Below are 21,206 nucleotides of genomic sequence, written 5' to 3'. Positions count from 1 at the left end.
AGGAGCATGAAGGGCATACCCTTAATGGTTAAAGAGGAATTCCTTGGTGGAAATGATGGCCCAGAGGAGGTCTTGGAAATTCTCACGGGCTGCTGTGTGGGGATCAAGTTTCTGACCGGCTGCATTCACTCGTGGCTCGTTCAAGTAGGCCAGCGCTGCCTTCAGTTCATCAGCACGAGGTTCGCGAGCGAAAGCATGTAGGTACAACTCTTTGACCTTGGCTTCCGCCGGGCGGGGATCCTTGGCGAGCAGTTCGGCACGACCATTGGCGTGAGCGAGCTTGCCACGGATATCACCAGCATTGATCAGGTGCAGGCTCTGGGCCAGGTTCGATGACTGCACCCGTTCGCACTCGCAGACACTTTCCCCCTCAGGCCGACCGAATACCCGCAGGAACGGGGACGAACGGTTGTAGCTGTTGTCAGGCAGTGCCACCGCACGGGTACCTGCAGGCAAATTCGCGAAATCAGTCTGCGTGCCCGCCAACTGGTCGATGGCATCCAGCATCACTTCCGCAGAAAGGCGGCGTGGATAATAGCGTGAATAATTCTGGCGGTCGCCCACATTGTACTGGTTAGGAATCGCGCTCAACTGATAGGCGCTGGAGCGAGTGATAGCACGCACCAGTTCTTTCAAATCGTAGCCGCTTTCAATGAAGTGCTTCTCAAGTGCAGCCAGCAGTTCCGGATTGGATGCGGGGTTCGACTCGCGGATGTCATCTTCCGGTTCGATGAGCCCACGCTGGAAGAAGTGCTTCCAGTACCGGTTCACCAGGGCCTTGGCGAAGAAGGGATTCTTCGGCGATTTCATCCAGTCGGCCAACTTTAACCGGGGATCTTCATCGGGTGCAATCGCAGAAACCTGATCGCCGAACGCTGCAGGCTTGAGTGCTGCACGAGTCTTGAGATTGGTAGCGGTCGCCATGCCCCGCTTGTGGAAGATCAAATCCTCACCACGAGTGCCAGAGGGCTTTCGTCCGACCTGCCCGAAGAATGCAGCCAATGAATAGTAGTCGTCCTGGCTCCAGCGTTCAAACGGGTGATGATGACACTGGGCACACTGCATCCGCACGCCCAGGAAGAGTTGTGCGACATCCTCAATCTGATCCTTCGGCTCCTTCACCCGCTTGTACCAGGCTACCGGCGGGTTATCGATGACGGTACCGGTCGCTGCCAGTAGTTCACGGACAAACTGGTCGTAAGGCTTGTTCGAAAGCAGACTGTCACGCACCCAGGCATGGAAAGCGAAGTTAGAAAGCAGGTCGCTGGTATCATCCCGCCGGTTCTTCAGCACTGCTGTCCATTTGCTGGCGAAGAAGTCAGCATAGTCCGGACTCTTGAGTAGTTCATCGATCCACAGGTTACGCTTGTCGGGGTTCTTACTCGAGCGAAACGCTTGTGCTTCCTTCTCGGTGGGGATGCGGCCCGCAATGTCGAGGGTGACACGGCGCAGGAAGGTAGCATCATCACACACGGGGGATGGGGGTATCCCCAGTTCTTTCAGATTGGCAAAGACCGCGGTATCGACGAAGTTGTTTGAACGAGGCAGACTTTCGACAGTAGCTCCCAGAGGAATAGCTGCATTGAACACCGCCACCAGCCCCTGATAGCGAACCATGACCGAAACCTTGCCGGGCAAGTCGGCCACCTTGACCAGGCCAGTGCTGGAGACTTCAGCCAGTGCTTTGTCGTTCGATTCGAAAAGAGACATATTGGTGACATCACGAATGCTGCCATCAGAGTAACGTGCCAAGGCTTTCAGTTGTTGAGTAGCCTGTCGGTGCAGCACGCCCTTCTTTGGTTCAAGCTCGACCGAGACCAGTTTCGGACTCGTCGCAGTATCTTTCGGCACCCCCTGGCTGATCCAGTCGCGGATAGTCGCATATCCTTCTGAAGTCTTAGGCAATCGGTTCCCGCCACCATGTCTCACCTGACCGGACGCTTTGAGTAGCAGCAGGCTCTGGGAGGGATTACCGAACAACAGTCGTCGACCACGACTCTCGTACACGATGTGTTCATAGTCTTCCGCTGGTTCAAATCCTAACAGCGAGAGTTGAAAGCCATTCTGACCACCACCAGCTTTGGCGTGGCAGACGCCGGCATTGCACCCCGCCTTGGTGAGGATGGGTACGACATCGTTATTAAAGCTGATGAACCTCTCGTCAGCTCGAATGGATGCAGTTGAATTGAGCGCCATGAACAGCAGAATGAGCCGCGACAAATTCAGGAATAGGTGCCTGAATCGGCACGAAGCACGTTTCATCTCGACATCAACTCCGGCAACGTGTCTCAGGTGGGAAATAAGCAGGAAGCAAGGCAGGAAATAAACTGACAGATGCTTGAGTATGATCTAAGCCCGCGCCTTATGCAACCCTGAATGTTAAAAAAGTACGAAGGAAACAATCGCAGAAACAAGGTACTTTATTTGATTGATAACCTTTTATGATTGCCCAAGAGAACCGCTGCATAATTCGGAAGGACACACTCATTTCCAAGGAAATCTGAGCAAAATGGGAATCTATCCAACATTGGTGCATTAACTGCAATTGTGGAATTTCACAAATTATTCTGGCGGACGCTGGTTGCGGATTCTACTCCTCCCATTGACCGGATAACCATCTCAGGAGCTTTCCATGAAACGATTAGTAAATTTCTTACGCACGAAAATTGACCGTTCTGCCGGCAAACCTCGTCAGACACGCCTTTCTGTTGAATCTCTCGGTGAACGTATCGTTCCCGCAACGGGCATTCTTCGCAATTCGCTGGGCATCGTCACTATTGAAGGAACAACCCAGGATGATAGCTCCACAATCTCTGTTTCTGGCAGGGATGTGACGATCAGTTTGAACAGTACTTCCGTCACCTTCCCTCTGTCCAAAGTGCGCGGTTTGGTCTTCAAGGGATTGGATGGTAATGATTCCTTCACTAACAACAGCAGCATTGGCTCAACCGCTTATGGCGGCAATGGTAACGATGTGCTGACTGGCGGTGCAGCAGCCGATACATTCTTTGGTGGCTTGGGTGATGATCGTCTGACTGGAAACAGCGGTAATGATCGCATGACAGGTGAAGCTGGTGATGATCGACTGCTCGGCGATTCAGGAAACGATCTGATACGCGGCGGTAGTGGCAACGATGATGTCAATGGCGGGTCAGGCAACGATTCGCTCTCAGGTGAAGACGGCGATGACCGTTTGAACGGCGATCTGGGAGTAGATCGCATCAGCGGAGGTAGAGGCCTGGATAACACTATTCGCGACAGCCGCGACAGTTTCAATGACTGTGATCGCAACGAAGGTATTCAGCAGGTCGATGGACTGGTCAGAGTGGAAGGCACGCTGACTGCCATCGATGGAAACAGCGTCACCATTCAGACAGTATCGGGTGTCGATGTCCAGTTCTTCGTAACGGCATCTACGGTACTCGAGAAAAATGGGGTACATGTACCCCTGAGTGCTTTCACCATTGGTGATCCGGCTGAAGCCCGTTTTGATGGAACTACACGAAATGCCTTCAAGCTGGAATCAGGCGAAGATGGTGATGACCATGGTGGTGGCGGCAGCCAAACGGGCCAGTCCCGCGTGGAAGGCATCATCACTTCTGTCACATCGAACAGTGTTTCGATCCGTCAGCAGAACGGCAATATCGTAACCGTACTGGTGGATGGCAATACGAAAATTGAACGAAACGACATCCATGTGCCGCTTAGCGCCTTCCAGGTTGGAGACCGCGGAGAAGCTCGATTTACCGCTTCAACCATGGTAGCCAGCAAGGTAGAAGCCGTCGGTTAACCAGGATGGTTCAACCGGAATCAAGGCACGATAGTGGTATCGTGCCTTGTCTATGGTGACTTAACCAGATGCAAACGGTGCAGCATCGAATACCAACTGAAAACGAAAGAGGTGGCCGAGAACGGGCTGGATACACCTATACTAATCGACATGGAACTGAATGGGTGCGCATCCAGACACCGGAGTTAGCCATGTCGCAGGATGAAACGGAGTTGTCGAAGAAAGCAACATCCGACCGTTCTCTGCTGATCGAACTGCATCGTGGACAGGACGATGCAGCAACCCAGTTGTATCTCCGCTATGCCGATCGACTCCGCAACCTCGCCACTCGACAAACCGCTGGTGATCTGCGAACACGCATTGATCCGGAAGATATCGTACAGTCCGTCTTTCGCACCTTCTTTCGGCGAGCCGCTGAAGGCCATTACCATGTACCCGAAGGAGACGAACTCTGGAAGCTGTTTCTGGTTATTGCACTTAACAAAATACGCAGAACCGGAGCCTGGCATCACGCTTCCAGGAGAGACAGTAGAGCGACCCAGGGGAGTGATGTGCTTCAGAATGCAGTGCAACAGCCTGGCGAAGGCGATGAGGTCTCGCTGTCCATCCTGAACATGGTGATCGACGAGACTCTTTCAAGCATGCCCTCCACTACGCGAGACATCATCCAGCATCGCATCGAAGGACATGAAGTTCAGGATATTGCACAAAAAACAGGACGATCCAAGCGATCGGTAGAACGAGTTCTTCAGGAATTCAGAGCGAAGCTGGGAACCATCCTGATGGAAGAAAACTGATCGTGCTGGCTCAATAGGGCTGGATGGAGAACCAGTGATGATGGCTGTCACAGCATTGGACAGTGTGATCGAATCCTTCGAGAAGCAGCGCGCACGTAATCGGAATGTGAAGCTTCAGGATTTCCTGCCAACGCACCAGACAGCAGAGTCTTCAGCGATTTTGACCGAGTTGATTCGTGTCGATTTGGAGTACAGTTGGGAGGAAAAACAACCCAAGAGTCTGGATCAGTATCTCCAGGAATTCCCCTCGCTCCGCCAAGATGAATCAGCACTCACTGCGATTGCTTTTGAAGAATACCGTCAGCGGCAACGAGCAGGCGAAACTCCCTCTGCTGCAGAATATCACAGACTGTATCGCATCTCGACGCGAGAATGGCCAGTATCCCAATCTGCTGCAAGTGGTTTTGATCAGCACACACTGAAGCAACCAAGTACAGAATTCGGAAGTGCCCAAACAGGATTCACCGGCCAAGAGATGCCTGCGATTGGCAGTGAGTTTCTGGATTTTTCACTTGAGTCAGAACTGGGACAGGGAACTTTTGGCAAAGTGTACCTGGCCCGCCAGAAAAGCCTGTCGGATCGTCAGGTTGCGCTGAAACTCACATCGCGCAAGCTCCAGGAGCCGCAAACACTGGCAAAATTGCGGCATACCAACATCATGCCGATCTACTCGGTGCATGAAACACGGACGTGGCAGGCCATTTGCATGCCTTACCTGGGGAAGGTTACCCTGAGCGATGTTCAGAAAACGATGCAGCAGCGGCCGATGCCACATGATTCGACGGTGTGGACAAAGTTTCTTGACGAAAACTCTCCCGCGTCTGATGCATGGAAACAACTTACGCATTCCGGCATCGTGCTGCTCCTTGCTGAAAAAATAGCTGGCGGTCTGGCACATGCTCACGCCAACGACATTGTTCATCGTGACATCAAGCCAGCCAACATCCTTCTGAGTTTCGATGGCGAACCATTGCTACTGGACTTTAACCTGGCGGTTCATCTTGATGAACAGGGAACCCTGTCAAGCATGGCCGGCACCTTACCCTACCTGGCTCCAGAACAACTGACTTCACTGGTCAAAGGGAAAGGCACTACCGGATCCAAACAGGCTGATGTTTATGCAATGGGATTGATTCTGTACGAACTATTCAGTGGCAAACCAGCTTACCCTCACCTCGATGAGAAAAACCTTCTTGAATATCTCACGCAGCTGGCCAGACAGCGACAACACGCACCGCCATCATTACTGGAATCCTGTCTTGCTATCAGTCCTGCTACTGCCAGCATTATCTCGCGGTGTCTCGCTATTGATCCAGCAAACCGCTACGCAGATGCAGCTCAATTACATATCGATCTGCAGCGACAACTACAGCACCAGGTTTTAAAATATGCACCGGATCGATCCATTCCTGAGCGCATTTTCAAATGGAGGCAGCGGAATCCCGGCATGATGCGCCGCGGCATACTGTTATTCTGTCTGCTGCTTACACTGGTTGCAGGATACATGGGTTATCGCCGCTGGCAGAGTGACCAACGGCTGATGTTTCAAACCAGTTTCGCAGATGCAGAACAGCAGTTACAACAGGCAGACCGTATTGCGACATCGGTGTGGCCAACGCAACTGGGACCAACTGCCACTTCACTTGATGCGGCTTTGCAGACCAACTGGAACAAGACATTCCTCACTCCATTTCAGCAGAACAAGTTACCTCAATTGATGGTGCACGGCAGGCTCCTTCAATCCAAGCTCTACCAGCTTCAAAGTGTGCGAGCTGAAAATGAATCAGAAAAACTGGCTCTCCATGAGAAGGCCTTACAAGCCAACAGCAAGGCAGTTCCCTGGTGCGATAACACTGGATTATCATCGCTGGTTGAATGGCAGCGTCGATTACTGGAGCAAGGCCCTACCCAAGCCGTTATGCAATCGCTCCAGCAGATACCGATAGATTCATTGCATTCGCGGGAACTAGGTCTGCTTGCCAGTTTTCAACTGGATCAGGGGCAATGGAATGATGCACAGAAACTGGTACAGCTACTGATAGAGCGTGAACCGGGCTGGTCTGGTGCATGGTTCCTTTCCGGATTGCTGCATGCACGTGGAGGACAACTGCAGGATGCGTTGCATGGATTTGAAACGGCATTAGCACTCGACCCTGCTGATGCGGTCACCTGGCATTATCGAGGCAAAGTTCGACTGCAACTGCAGCAATACCCGCAGGCACTGGCAGACCTGAAGCATGCTCTGTTTCTGGGAGCAGCCTCTGCTGAAGTGCTGCCTGATATGACACTGGCTTATTGGAACTTGCGGGATCTGCCTGCCGCGATTAAAACTCTTGACGAAGTACTCTCGGATAATCCTGACCAGCAGCGTCTCTGGTTTCTCAAGGCAGACCTGAAACGTCAGCAGGGCGATGTCAAAGGTGCTGAGGCAGATCGTCGGAAGGGGTTTCAACTGCCTTCACGCAATGAAGTGGAACATGTCGTTCGTGGGGTAACACTGCGTGTAGAAGGCAAGTTTGATGAGGCACTGAAGGCATTTCGTGAGGCAGAAACCATCGCACCGTTCTATCTTCCTGCCTACGAGAATCAGTCAGAGATTTTGGGAGAACAACGGCAGCAACCTGCAGCTGCAGTGGAAGTGCTGACTCGAGCGATCAAGCACATTCCAGAATCCTCACTTCTGTATGCTTCGCGTGCGGTTTATCACGCCAGGCTTGGCCAACGAAATCCTGCCATCCAGGATGTGCAACAAGCCTTAGCGCTGGAAGCGGCCCCGAAGCCATTGACGTTGTACCAGATAGGTTGTGTTTATGCTCTTACAAGTAAGGTAGAGGCATCCGACGCGTTTACCGCTCTGGCTTACCTGACTCTGGCATTGGAGAAACAATTTGGAAAAGAGTATCTGAATAGCGATCCAGACCTGAATTTAATACGTTCCCGCCATGATTTTCAGCACCTACAGAAACGATATGCAAAATAATCTATTTTTATCCAGTTTTCGGTGTTATCAGCCTTGTGGCAGGGAATAAACTGAAAAATAGATGGCGGATCGATTGCATCGTTTCGACTACTCTTAGTGTGCCATTATTTTTTGAGGCAATAGCATGGCTCGTAAGGTTCGTCTGAATGTGGAATCTCTTGAAGATCGCCAGGTACCAGCTACCTTCGGGATTCCCCTATCAGACCCGATGCATACGACGTTGAGCTTCGTGCCGGATGGCACTGATGTTGGTGGCACACCCAGCAACCTGTTTCAGACACTGAACCAGTTGATGTCCACCTCTACCTGGCAAAATGAAATTTTTCGAGCCGTCCAGACCTGGACCAGAGTGACCAACATCAATGTCGGCCTGGTAAGTGACAACGGTACTGCACTGGGAACGCCTGCACCGCTGGAAGGTAACGCCCCTTTTGGCACTATCCGAATTGCTGCCAAGCCGATGGCAAGCAATGTACTGGCCATTGGCATTCCACCACACAGTTATGGCAACAGCAGTTGGGCAAGTGACATCATCTTCAATAGCCAGGCGAATCTCCAGTTGCAGCAGACGGACCTCTACACTGTTTTTCTGCATGAAGTAGGGCATGCATTCGGCATGGGCGGATCGACTGATAAGCGCTCGGTGATGTATCAAACCATTCAGGGTAAACGCTCTGGACTGGCAGCCAGCGATGTCTCTGCCATTACTTTTCTGTATGGATCACGCCTGCCTGATCTGAACGAAAAGCCCGGCAAGGGCAACGGAACTACCAAGCTGGCCACCAGGATTGAATATGAAGATTCGGGTGATGACGCCTGGACAGGTTCCACTCCACTCGTTGCATTTGGAGATATCGCACGCAGCACTGATATCGATGTTTTTGAATTCAGAAGCCCGCAAGATTACACAGGGCCACTCAGCTTCAGAGTGCTGACCCGTGGAATATCGCTTATGAATCCACGACTCAGCGTGCTTGATGAACGTGGCAGGCTGATTCAGACTACCGTGCAGGCTGCATCAGGTGGCACTGAATCTGTTATCACATTGCCTGCGTCGGTACCTGGCAGCAAATACTATGTTCGGGTGGAAGCAGCATCTCCTGTGGGAGTTTTTAATTCGGGCAGATTCGGGCTGGCGATTACACTCGATTCCGAGTTGACCACTTCGCTGGATTCCATCAGACAGATTCTCGCCGGCCCATTTGATCGCTTCAGCCAGGATGATCTAAATGATTTCTTTGATGATCACGAGGACGATCTTTTTGATGAAGATGACCTGACCAACGAAGACCAGGCCACTGCAGAAAAACTGGTCAGCATCAATTCGCTGACCACCAGTTTCCAGCAGATTGGCAGTTTACAGGCACAGGAAGATGTCGATTTCTACCGCGTCCGTGTTCCAAGACTGAGCAGCACCAACCTCGCTAATCTGGTTCTGACGATAACCCCCTACACCATCAACGGCGTCATGCCTGATGTGCAGCTACTGGATAAGCAGCAGATTCCAGTTCCTCTTACCGTACTGAGCAACGGCAATGGAGTCATGGTTCTGCAGGTTACTGGCTTGCGCTCCAACAATGATTATTATTTCCGTCTAGCGAATGCTCCCGGCCAATCAGCGACGGGAAATTATCAGTTCCAGGCACAGTTCAGCAGATCAGCTACCACGCTTTCTACATTGTTGCAGGGGACAGTTCCCGTCTCTGGAGCAACCAGTACACTTTACCTGGCACGACCACAACTGTTTCACCTTCTGCTTTCCACCAGCAACAACGTTGCTGCCACTTTAACGATTGAAACTTTGAGTGGCCAGGTGCTCTACTCTCTCAGCACGTCTGGACCAGCAGCCAGCAATGCTCCCCTGCTCCTCCAACCCGGCGAGTATCGTGTTCGAGTGAATCCCAGCAATCAGCCGGCTGATATCCTGCTTCGAGGCGACAATATCAGCGACCCTGTCGGATCAGTTGTACTCAATCCCAACCAGGCACCACTTTATCCCACACCCGGCAATCCTTCGACCAATACGTATCCTAATGGAACAACCACCAGCCAGCAGTACCTCTGGTTGTCACTGGCATTGTAAGACACACTGGTATTCCTGCCTGTAGTGTATATTGTGTCAGACTTGTCACAGAACCTCTTCCAGATTTCCAATATCCGGAAATCCAAGCTTATTATGCCCGAATTCAATACACCTTTCATTCAGCAACAAATGTGTTGAATGGTAACTCGGGACAGCTACGGTACAATCCATGCCTGTTGCATGCAGATTATAAATTCAGCATAAGTCTGCCCCGGCAAAGATGGCAATCCCAGGAGATCGCCACCAATACCAAAGCCAAATCGGAGCAGACACGCTGCCTGCTTGCCATTGATAATCTGTCTGCGCAAATAATGGGCCTCCAACGCTTTGAGCTTCTGGATGTTGCTGTATTCAACCGTGGCTGTCAGCCCAGTGGGATCGGTGAACGACAGCGGGTTGTTTCCCACATACCGATAGAGGTTCGCATCGCCGCCCTTGAACTTGATGGGATCCTGGCTGATGAAGCGGCCCAACTGGGGATTGTAGAATCGGGCACGATAATAGTAGAGTCCTGTGTCAGCATTGTATTCACGCCCGGTGAAAAGGAAGCGATCGCTTGCAGAGGGATTGGTTTGCGACAACACATTGCCAAAGCTGTCGTAGGTGATGCGATTCAGCAGTGTGCCATCTGAACTGACCATGTCGCGAACGCTTCCCAGCGAATCGCTCAGGTACCAGACGACTCCAGTTCCTGGTCGATAGCGGGCTAACATCTGATCCAGTTCACTTCCTGTCAGGTAGCGAGCAAGAACCTGGCCGTCTGCGGCATAATCAGCCCATACATTCAGGTCGTTAAAGGATGTAAATACCGTGGTGCCGTTATTGATCTGTGCAAACCGCCGATCCAGTGCATCATATCGGTAGGTCACTGTCGACAGGATGATGTTTCCGGCAGAGCGCGTGGTGACATCGATTAATCGATGGCGATGATCGTACGAATAGGTCGTGACATCACCGTTGGCCAACGTGGTTTTTGTCTGCAGTTGGCCTTCCAGGTCGTAGGTGTAACTGTAAACGCCATCGGAGAGTACCTGGTTGTTTGAGCCAGTCGAGTAGGTTCCATGCAGGTGAGACTGCACTCGGTTGCCATTGCTGTCGAAAGTGTAGGATTCATCCTGTCCGATGGAACGATCAGCGCTGCCGAGTTCCCCTATAGAGTTGTAGGAATAATTTGTCTGAATGCCGTTGATCATTGAACTGACTAAACGGCGACCAGCATCGTAACCGTAGGTATAGCTGCTGAGAACTGCATCAGTAGCATTCCGATTCGTAATGCCGGTGAGATTTCCAACACTATCCCTGGTGAATTGAGTACTGCTGATCGGCTGCGTCGCCAGTAGTTGAGCATAGCGATTAATGTGTCTGACACGATCGGTTGAATCGTATTCAAAATCCATTCTTACTGCATTGATTCCGCCGCCCTGCCATTGCAACTGCTCCACTTTTCTGCTTGGAGTAAAGAGTGCATCCACAACCACACCCCGGTTATCACTGGTGCTGATGCGATTGCCTACTGCATCGTAAGTGTACTGCAGTATGGTTTGTGGTTTACCGTTCAGGCTGCCATCATCGGCACGAACCATTCGGTTCAGAGCATCGTATTCAAACTGCAGGTAGGCATCGGTATCGAAAATGGATAGGCGATTTCCTATGGCATCATATGTGGTATAGATGTTGCGATGTACCGCGTTATTGGTCCACCAGGTTTCCTGTATTTGCCGATTCATCCGATCATATTCAAACGAAATACGATTGCCATTGCGATCGATTACTGCTGATCGATTGTGATTAGCATCATATTCATACCGGGTCAGCTGCTGATTGGGGTCGATCACGGCAATCAATCGATCCAGCGTATCATATTGGAATTCGGTCCGCTGATTTAATGGATCCGTCAGGGATGCGATGTTGCCATTGGCATCGTAGGTATACCGAGTCAACTGCCCTGCAGAATTGGTTATGGAAACAGGCAAACCCGCATCATTGTAAGTGAACTCAGTAATCAGTTGGTTGCCATCCGTGAACTGCACAAGAAGTCCATTGCTGTCATACGAATACTGCTCAACCGCACCATTTGCATAGATTACGCGAGTTGGCTGATTGAATGGCTGATCATACTCGTATTCCCTACGTTCGCCTCCACAGCAGGCAGCATCAGTTCGGGCAATAATACGCCCAGAGGAATCATACTCGGTAGTGTAAAGAACACCGCGCTGGTCGATACGGGTAATCAAACGACCATGATTATCGTAGACAAAGGTGAGGAATTGACCGAGTGCATCCGTTCTACGGATCAGGTTGTTCCCAAGGTCATATTCCAACTGAGTGTGATTGCCCAATGCATCTGTCACAGAGGTACGATTGCCTCGTTCATCGTAGGAATAGAGCGTGGTGTGGTTGTTGGCATCTGTAGTGGAAAGCAGCAAAGAACGGTTGTCGTAAATATTCAAGGTACGACCGCCATCGGCATCAATGATTTCAGTCATGTTGCCTTGCGCATCGTAGCGTACCGTGGTGGTATTGCCTCGTCTGTCCATGAAGGATTCAGTCATGGTCTCCACATCAAAAGTGGAAATCACAGGAAGGCCGGATGCATCAACCAGGCCGGTAGCACGTCCGGTAATCGGATCGTATTGCATTTCCAATGCCGTGTTACCTCGCGGATCAATCAGCCGGGAAATGTAGTGAGCAGGACTGGCAAGATACTGATACTGCGTCTGCTGATGTAGCTGGTCTGAGTAGTTAACCAGATTACCTGCTGCATCATAGGTGTAACGCAGACTCTTTCCACTGGGATCAATGATTTCCGCAATCCGCCCCCTGGCATCACGGAGAAATTGAATACTGACTCCCAGACTGCTGGTGATACCATCGGCTCCAAAGGTTAGTGTGTTGCCATTCGGATCCACTACTTCTCTCAATCCAGTATGCTGGTTGTAACGGTAAATGGTTCCATCCGTCATGGTCAGGTTGTAGCTATCGGGATTGAAACGACCCCCAAAAATGGCCATGGGCAATGTGAAAGTATCATCGGGCAGTTTGACGTAGAGATCGCCAAAGGCATTGCCCGGCTGTGTCAGAACATCGAGTTTTTCAAATACACCAGGATCAGCAACAAAACGCGGACGGTAAAAGATGCCAAAGAAGGGCACGCTGATGGCATCCATGGCCAGCGTAAAGCCCACCCTCTTACCGTTCGGCGTTGTCAGGTAGACTTTGGTTCCTTCCTTAAATGGTGCTGCTTCAGGGCCAAAGAATCCGTTACCAATGTTCTGAGGTACCGTTTCACGTATGCGTGGATCTGCAATCGAAAGCGACCAGCCATAACCAAAGTCACCCTGAATGCCGGAATTCAATGTGTCATAGACTCGGCGGATCTCAATGGGAATACCCGCAAGCGGAATGGTCAGATCGATAAACTCCTGGCGGAACCGACCAAGCTTGAGTTCACCTTGCACATTGATGGCAACATCGATCTTGCTGCTGCGATTGAGACTATCTCGTGCAATAACACGAACGATGTATTGATCGTTGGCCAAAAGTGTTGGATCAATAACTGCCAGTACATCATTTGTGACGGCACCGGTACCAGATGCCAGTTGGCGGAATTCCGTCCCCCCATAAGGAGCGATGGAAACGGTCCAGAAACTGACACCTGATGCACTGCTGATGCTGCCTATCAGGTCGGCAACGGATGATACATTGGCGTTGTCACTGGGACTGCTGATGACAATATCAGGCCCTTCACCGGTGGGATCATCTTCATCCACCACAACCAGATTGGTCGTGAAAACACCCTGATTACCAGCAGCGTCGGTGGCGATAGCTTCGATGGGAAAATTGCCAGCTGCGACTGCATCCACCATGGCGGTGCCATCAGCAGCTAGCGGAATAATGGTGCCATTCAGACGCAATTGCAGCGAAGCAATACGATCATTATCAGTAGCATTCACCCGCATCAGCACGGCATTGCCAATGACCGCCGGATTGGGATCGACACTGACACTCACCTGTGGAGCCTGAGTATCTCCCGTGACAGTCAGTTGATAGGTCTGGTTGGTTACACCGCCTCGACCATCAGTAATGGTAATGCCGATATCCACGGATCCTTGCGCCTGCGGTACCATCCAACGAACTCTTCCCTGAGCATCGATGGTCATGCCTGCCTGGAATTGAGTCAGGCTGTAGGTGAGAGTATCGCCATCAGGGTCGCTCGCCAGAACATCATAAAGATACAACGTCCCTGAAGTTCCTGTTGTTTTCGGAGACGAAGTGATAACAGGCGCCTGATTTTCGATGACGCTGATGCGATAGGTCTGCTGACCGTACACCCCGCTGGAGTCACGGGCACCCACCGTTACCAGGTGTGAACCAAACTGGGCAGGTGTGGGTGTCCAAGTGAGGAGGCCTGTTGTGCTATTGATCGAGATGCCAGAAGGGCCACTGAGCAGTGCAAAGGTGATAGCATCGTTCTCAGGGTCTACTGCTTCCACCTGGTAGCTGTAAAGCCGATTGAAAGAAGCTTTCAGTAATGGAGTCGAAGTGATCACTGGCGATCGATTGAATCCTGTTGCACTCACAACGACAGTGAAGTTCTGGACAGCTTGTCCGCCTTGCTCATCGGCGACAGTCACCTGAACACTGTGATTACCTGTTTGTCCGCTGGCAGGAGTCCAGGTGATGATGCCGGAATCAGGATTGATCACCATGCCAGCCGGTGCAGTGGTAAGGGAATAAACTAGTTGATCCCCTTCTGCATCCTGAGCCTGTACCCGGTACTCATAATCCTGCTGGATTGCTGCTTCGGTGATGGCACTCGAGAGAATAACCGGTGGCGTGTTGTTTCCACGCACAACGATGGAAAATGTCTGTGTTGTGCTGGCTAATTTGGGATCAATTGCCTGCAGAACTACCGTATGAGTACCAAGCTGATTGACAGCAGGCCGCCAGAGAATAGTACCAGTGATTGGATCTATTCCCATGCCTGCCGGTGCGGAAACCAGTGACCAGATAACCGGATCGCCATCAGCATCAGTGAAGGATGGTGCATAGCGCAGAGTGCGGTTAACCGTAGCTGCACTGGGTGCAGTTGAGGTAATGACTGGTGCGTGATTGACTTCCTGCCCGACAACATTCAGCACAAAACTCTTTTCAGCCGAGCCACCCTGTCCATCTTCAACACGCACTGTTACAGAATGCGAACCAAACTGACCGGCATCAGGAATAAAAGTGATTTGGCCTTCGTTATTGATCGACATTCCAGCAGGTGCCGATGGTAATGAATAATGGAGGGGATCGCCTTCTGCATCCCAGCCGGTGAACTGGGTGAAATATTGATCGCCGATGCGGACCTGGGTGCGTGGAGTTCCCGTCAATACCGGATCAGAATTGGGAACGGAGGCTGCTACGGAGAGGGTAAACTGCTGGAATGCTTCAGCACCCTGCCCGTCGCTGACACGCAACTGTACCTGATGAGTTCCGAGCTGGCCTGCTGATGGAGTCCAGGTGACCCATCCACTGCTGGAGACAGTCAAACCCGTGGGACCATTGACCAACGCAAAAGTCAATGGATCGTTATCAGCATCAACGGCCTGGGCACGATATTGCCATGGGCGATTCAATGCAGCCTGCAAGACAGGATTTGAAATAAACGCTGGTGCAGTATTTCCCGGACTGACATCAATGGAGAATGATTGGAGAGCGATTCTGCCTTGACCATCGCGAATGCGAATGACAACACTCTGCATGCCTTCCTGTACTTCGCCAGGCCGCCAGGCCAGCAAGCCTGTTACAGGATCGATTGCCATGCCTGCCGGTCGCTGAGGCAAATCGTAAGTAATGCCGCCAGAACCTATTGCTTCAACGTTGTACAGGTACAGTTCATTCACTTGTGCAGTGCGTATAGGCTCGGAAGTAAATTCCGGCCCTGCATCGGCCAGTCGTCGATTGATAAAGTCCATTCCTGTAGCTGTTGCCCCTGCTGCGAGATCAACACTGTGGAATGAAGGATTCGACGGACTGACTTGTTCCCATAAACCTGTTTGTCCAATGTTCTGTACTGTCACTGCCCAGTTATCGACGCCAAATTCATTCAGCAGCCTGAAGCCCGGTGTGCCAAAACCATTAATCCAGTGACCATAACCAAATTCGATCGGCGCCCCATTGGCGGAGAAATCTGGATGATTGCCCAGTCGCTCTTCGGGGACGATCGCGATATCAAAGTCTTCGGCTGTCATACCGTTTGTTGTGTAATTTCGCCAGGTTGTGGAGCCGTTGCCAAAGGGTGTCCCAAAATAAAGCTGACCATTCTGCCGCAATGCGATGACAAATGCAGTTCCGCCCGGACCCTGACCAGGCAGAACCGGTGGAAATTGAATCACATCCATGGAGAAATCGACGCTGGCCAAGGCCCCCTGTACTTGCGGATCATAAATCGCTGTCGAATTGATGCTGGCCGTAGCAATCCAATCGCCCACTCGGAAGTCATCGGCCTGGTAGCGATAGTTGGCAGGATTGCCACCTGTCGTGCGCAGTGAAGGACCTACTACCAACGGGCCTGATAGAGAAGGATTGCCATCGCGAAGGAAGACGGTGCTATCCTGCCAGTGTGCAGGTGCGAACTCACCATCGGAGTAGAGATACGATTGCGAGGCAATCGGCTGGGCATCTTCTCGAACGATGTACTGACCACTTGGCAGGTTGCTGAACTGGTAGTTTCCCTGTCCATCGGTAACCTGGTATTGTTCTCCAGGATCACGGACACCGTTGTTGTTCTGGTCGAGATAGACGACCCAGCTTGAAAGCCCCGTCGTGGGTGTTTGACGATTGATGATTATGTTGAGGTTGTCGATCAGGACTGCAGTACTGAGCGGAGCACCCTGAGGCCCACCCCCAGCATTGCAGTCAACGAAGCCAAATGTCATCGGCGCAGCATTGGCGGAGAAATCAGGATGTTGACCGTCAGGTTCACTGGGGATGGTACCACCTGTAAAACCAACCATGACATTGGTATCGAAATCGGTTTCACGGAGGCCGCTGGCGGTGAAGGTCTTCCATTCGTCAAAATTGTTGAGTCCTACTCGCAACTGCTTGTCATAATAGCGAACACCATTCTGTTCAATCATGATCTTCCAGACCGTGCCCGCCGGGTATTGCCCAGGTTCTTCGACATGGTTCTGCATCAGATCAACCGAGGCATCAATGCTGTGAATGGCACCCTGGGTTTGTGGTGTATAGATAAGATTATTACTGCTGCCGATGGTGCTGATGAAATCACCAACTCGCATGAACTCCCGGATGTATTGAGTAGCTCCGGGATTGCCACCGGTGGTACGGTGTTCAATCGTGACTGCATTGGGTCCACTCAGTGATGGGTTGCCGTCATGAATTGGCCCTTGTGCAAACGTCCAATTCGCCGGGCTGAATTCAGTTTCGTTAAGCAGAATGGGAGCAATCATCTGGCCAGCGGAGACCAGCACCGAGAGGTTGCCGTTGTTGTTGGCATAGGAAGGGTTATCGGCAATACCGATAAAGAGTCTGGTGGCGCCAGCAGGAACAGTGATCTGCTGGGTGACACCGGTATTGGTTCGTCCATCGCCAATAAAGAAGACCTGCTTGAGCAGTGGGGACAATGAAGTATAGTTGATGCCGCCTGGAACGTTCCCATCATCATTGAACATCAGCAATTCGGGAGCAGGTGTCTGATCTGGTCGGTCATCACCCAGAAAGACAGCAAGAACGCTGGCGTACGGGGCAATGACGGTACTGATGCCATTCTCTTCACCTATGGCTAAAAAGTAGCCGCGAGTGCCATCAGGAGTATAGGATGTATTCGGTTCAACACTGGTAGAGCCTACACTGAGAAAATTGAGCACCTGCCCAGGTGTCACCGAGATACCAGCCAGAGTAGGAGATTGTGCCGGAGCACTATCGCCAGTGACAGTAACCGTTTCATTGGGCATTCCTGCCAACCATGGATGCGATGTGGCAGGAACAGCAAACTCAATGACTCCTTCCTGAAGCTTGCGGCCGCTAATCGTGCCGCCTGGGCCGGCTTGCACATTAACAGTAAACGTCTGTAAGGCCTCCCCACCCTTGCCATCGCTGGCCTTCAACGTGATTAGATGGTTTCCAATGATGGCTCCGGATGTATTCCAGGTAACGATGCCCGTTTCCGGATGAATCACCAGCCCTGCCGGGCCATTGACAACACTGTAGCTGATGGCATCCTCATCAGGATCAATGGCCAGTGAATCATAACGCAGAGTTTGTCCGGAGACGACCTGTGTGGGAGGAACACTTACGAAGAGGGGAACATTGTTATCGTTGGGATTATGCACGGTTACCGTGAAAGACTGTTCAGCCTCACCACCACGGCCATCACTGAGCTTGACCTTGACTGCATGATCGCCCAGTTGCAGACCGGTGGGTGTCCAGGTAATGACGCCGGTACTGGCATTAATCGTCATCCCTGCGGGGAATATTGTCAGACTGAAACTGGTCGGATCAAAGTCTGGATCAAAGCCCTTTACATCGTAGCGGTACTGAAGGTTTGAAGGTGCGCCGATATTGTTGACATAGGCATCGACGACTGGTGTACTGGTTATAATGGGTGGACGATTAGGAATTGTCTCACGCACCGCAATAGTAAACTGCTGTGTCGCTAAACCGCCTCGACCATCGTTTGCCTGAAGAATAACTGTGTGATTACCAATCTGTTCAAGCGAAGGAATCCAGATCACCTGCCCCGTGGCTGGATGCAACGACATTCCAACTGGCCCAGCGATTAGTTGATACGACACTGTATCGCCATCTGGATCGACTGCCTGAGCAGCATAACGATAGGTGCGACCTACCATGACGTCCGGTAACGCATGAGAAACAAATTCAGGATCACGATTCGCCTGCGCCAACACGGTTAACTGATACGTGAAGGGTTTGTTGTCAGGTGAATAAAACCTCAATGCTTTGGCTTGACTCGTATTTCCTGGTTCCAGCTTGTCATCATTTAACTGACTCGTGAAGTTGTAATAGCCCCGGCCATCAGGGAGAATGCCATCAATTCCCTGAGGCACCACAGTAGGATCAGAGAGTTGATCGATAACAACAAGAACTGGCCCCCCAATACCATAGCTGCCGATATTCTTCAGCGCAAGGGTAGAATATGCAGTATCGTTGTTGGCAAAGTAACTGCTTTGGCCATACACCCCGTGAATGCTGCCACTTACATTTAACAGATTGCTGATATCAACAGAGATAGGTGATGGCGTTGGCGGAGTTGCTGTCGAGAAGGTTGCACTGGGCGGAGTCAAGCCAGGATCTTGCTCCTGCCTGACGCAATGGATAGTGACTTGTGATTGTGTGTCACCATCATTATTGAACAAGCGAAGATAAAGTCGGCCTGTGGTACCGGGAGCGATTCCAGCCAGGTTGACATTCAATCGGCCCTGACTTTCAAACACGCCCGCAGCCAACAGCGGTGACAAGCCTTCCGTTGCGTTGTAATACGCATCTCGCGTTATGGAGAAAGGCAAAACAAGACTGTTACCAGTTGCATCAACGTAGGCAATCTCGAAAGCGTCTCGCAAACGCGCGACGGCAGTGGAATCAAACTGCGGTGTCGAAAACTCGATACTCAGTCGGGCTGTGCCATTGGTTGGAACGATGAAGTCTTTGGAAAGACTGACCAGATAGGAATCACCTTCATGAATAGTTGCAGAGCCGCCGAGCACAGAGACGGTGCCCTTACCAGCCAGACTGCCGCCGAGTTCTTCGACAATCCATCCAGTCAGTTCATCATCAAAACCACAATCGCCTGGCGGCTCATGTTCAATCGTTATATTGCTGATGCGTTCATTACCAGCAATATCCGTGGCTTTGATGGAGAAAAGATTGTTACCAATGGATAAACCTATTCCTGTGAGGGTGTAACTCCCCAGACTGTTGGCAATGGTAGTCATGGCGCTACCCACCAGTTCCACAACAGCACCTGGATCAGTTTGCCCGGTAAGATTGATGACTGACAGCGACGTTTTCAAATCGCCAACGGGTGGAGTGTCTGAATCACCAGCCAAATCAACTGTCAAGGCAATTTGCGAGTCCAGAACGAAAGGTACGGTGTAAATAGCTGAAGTATTGTTGAATTGATCGCTGGCTATCAACTTGAGTGTATGTTCACCATCAGATAGTACACCGCCCGCCAATTGATTCAGCAAGCTGCGGTCAATAACGAAGTTACCGTTGCTGTTGAGACGTGATGTGAGGTTGACGAACTGCTGCAACGTTGCGCTATCAAGTCCTGCACGAAAAGAAGTAATACGGCTTTGATCAGTTACAGTACCCTGCACCTGCGGGTTGAATGTGATGGTATCATTATTGGTGGTCCCGCCTGGTGCTGTATCCTGAGACAATGCTGCCGAGATCACAGGTGCATTACTCTCAGGCGGTACTACCGGACCCTGGGGATTCGACATCGTGAATCTCACGAGGATGTCGTTGAAATCTCTGTCTCCTCCACCAAAAATGTCTTCAAATCCAAACGATTTGAAGTTAAACCATATTTGATGGTTGATCAGGTCTGGATTGGCTTGCTGAAGGGAGAAGAATGCCAATGGCCCCTGCCCTCGCTGGTTACCAGGATTTTTGTTGAGAAATTCTGCTGTGGTGCTGTTCTGCACCATGTAGAACACGACGAAACTTTGCGAGGGCAGACTAACCTTGCGCGAGGTACCGACTCGACTGTTCTTGCTGAAGATTACCTGTCTGGATTCGCTCATTAGCGCTGCTTGCGCGTAACCAGCATCCCCAGGCATGATTCCGTTGATCGAACCACTTGCATCATCCACCAGGAAAAACCCTGCTTCGTTGCGGTAGCCTGCAGAGCGCGCTGCCAGAGTAAAATGGGTGGCTACGGTCTGCCCTGGCTGTCCCGGAATCTGCAGGACAGACTCGCGAACCGGCTTGATGCTAAAGGTTTGATCATTAAACAATCGTCCGGCAGCGGTCAGGGAATCTTCCCAGCGCACCTGGGTAGTATCAGCCGTCAGGCTTTTGGTGCGCACAGCATCGCGAAGTTCCGGATTTGCTCCATCAAAGGAAAATAAAAGCAATGGAGATTGCTGTGGCAGATTGTCAGGATTCGACTCACTCCACTCCTGCAACGAACCCCGCTTAACCAGGAGATACCCAAACTGCTGTCCAGCTTCAGCAACGATTTCCTGCCTGGTTCCAACGGTAGCAGAATCAGCGAACAACTGTTGAGCACGCGAGGCAGCGGCCTGCGCATATCCTGTCTGGTTCGGCAATATTCCATTGACTCGTCCCAGAGAGTCGTCCACCAGATAGATGCCCAGTTCGTTATTGGCCGTGCTGGTTTTGCTACTCAGAGTGAACTGCAGCTTAACCGTTTCGCCCAAGACTCCGGGCACACGATACAAGTCATTGGCAAGCAACAGACGTTCTTCAAGCGATTCAACATAAGGACGATATGATTTAGTAATGCTGGATATTCTGCAACTACGGCTGGCTGCACGATTTCCCTTGACCTTGAACATAAAA

The 21,206-nt window shown here is 51.3% G+C and carries 6 protein-coding genes; 4 read left to right on the top strand and 2 right to left on the bottom strand.

The window, feature by feature from the left end; all coding sequences use genetic code 11:
• Positions 1 to 21: 21 nt before the first annotated feature.
• Positions 22 to 2,262: a DUF1549 domain-containing protein gene (locus tag JNJ77_11610; GenBank protein MBL8823227.1), complete on the bottom strand. Its 2,241-nt coding sequence runs from the start codon at positions 2,260 to 2,262 to the stop codon at positions 22 to 24.
• Between the two features lie 370 nt (positions 2,263 to 2,632).
• On the opposite strand from JNJ77_11610, the gene JNJ77_11605 reads away from it, so the two are divergent.
• The 4 genes from JNJ77_11605 to JNJ77_11590 all read left to right on the top strand — a co-directional run bounded on the left by JNJ77_11605 (position 2,633) and on the right by JNJ77_11590 (position 9,650).
• Positions 2,633 to 3,790: a hypothetical protein gene (locus tag JNJ77_11605; protein ID MBL8823226.1), complete on the top strand. Its 1,158-nt coding sequence runs from the start codon at positions 2,633 to 2,635 to the stop codon at positions 3,788 to 3,790.
• A 68-nt stretch (positions 3,791 to 3,858) separates the two neighbouring features.
• Positions 3,859 to 4,587 carry a sigma-70 family RNA polymerase sigma factor gene (locus JNJ77_11600; GenBank protein MBL8823225.1) on the top strand — a complete coding sequence of 243 codons (729 nt, stop codon included), beginning with the start codon at positions 3,859 to 3,861 and terminating at the stop codon, positions 4,585 to 4,587.
• A gap of 37 nt (positions 4,588 to 4,624) precedes the next feature.
• A complete protein-coding gene (locus tag JNJ77_11595) occupies positions 4,625 to 7,567 on the top strand; it encodes a protein kinase (protein MBL8823224.1) in 2,943 nt (980 codons plus the stop codon).
• A gap of 124 nt (positions 7,568 to 7,691) precedes the next feature.
• Positions 7,692 to 9,650 carry a matrixin family metalloprotease gene (locus JNJ77_11590; GenBank protein ID MBL8823223.1) on the top strand — a complete coding sequence of 653 codons (1,959 nt, stop codon included), beginning with the start codon at positions 7,692 to 7,694 and terminating at the stop codon, positions 9,648 to 9,650.
• Positions 9,651 to 9,805: 155 nt separating this feature from the next.
• Here JNJ77_11590 and JNJ77_11585 read toward each other — a convergent pair whose 3' ends face one another.
• Positions 9,806 to 21,202, bottom strand: coding sequence for a tandem-95 repeat protein (locus tag JNJ77_11585; GenBank protein ID MBL8823222.1), 11,397 nt, complete (start codon positions 21,200 to 21,202; stop codon positions 9,806 to 9,808).
• Positions 21,203 to 21,206: the final 4 nt, after the last annotated feature.

The sequence above is a fragment of the Planctomycetia bacterium genome (assembly GCA_016795155.1).
GTDB lineage: Bacteria > Planctomycetota > Planctomycetia > Gemmatales > HRBIN36 > JAEUIE01.
The sequence above is the reverse complement of the archived record's forward strand: the minus strand, read 5'-3'. Positions and strand labels throughout refer to the sequence as shown.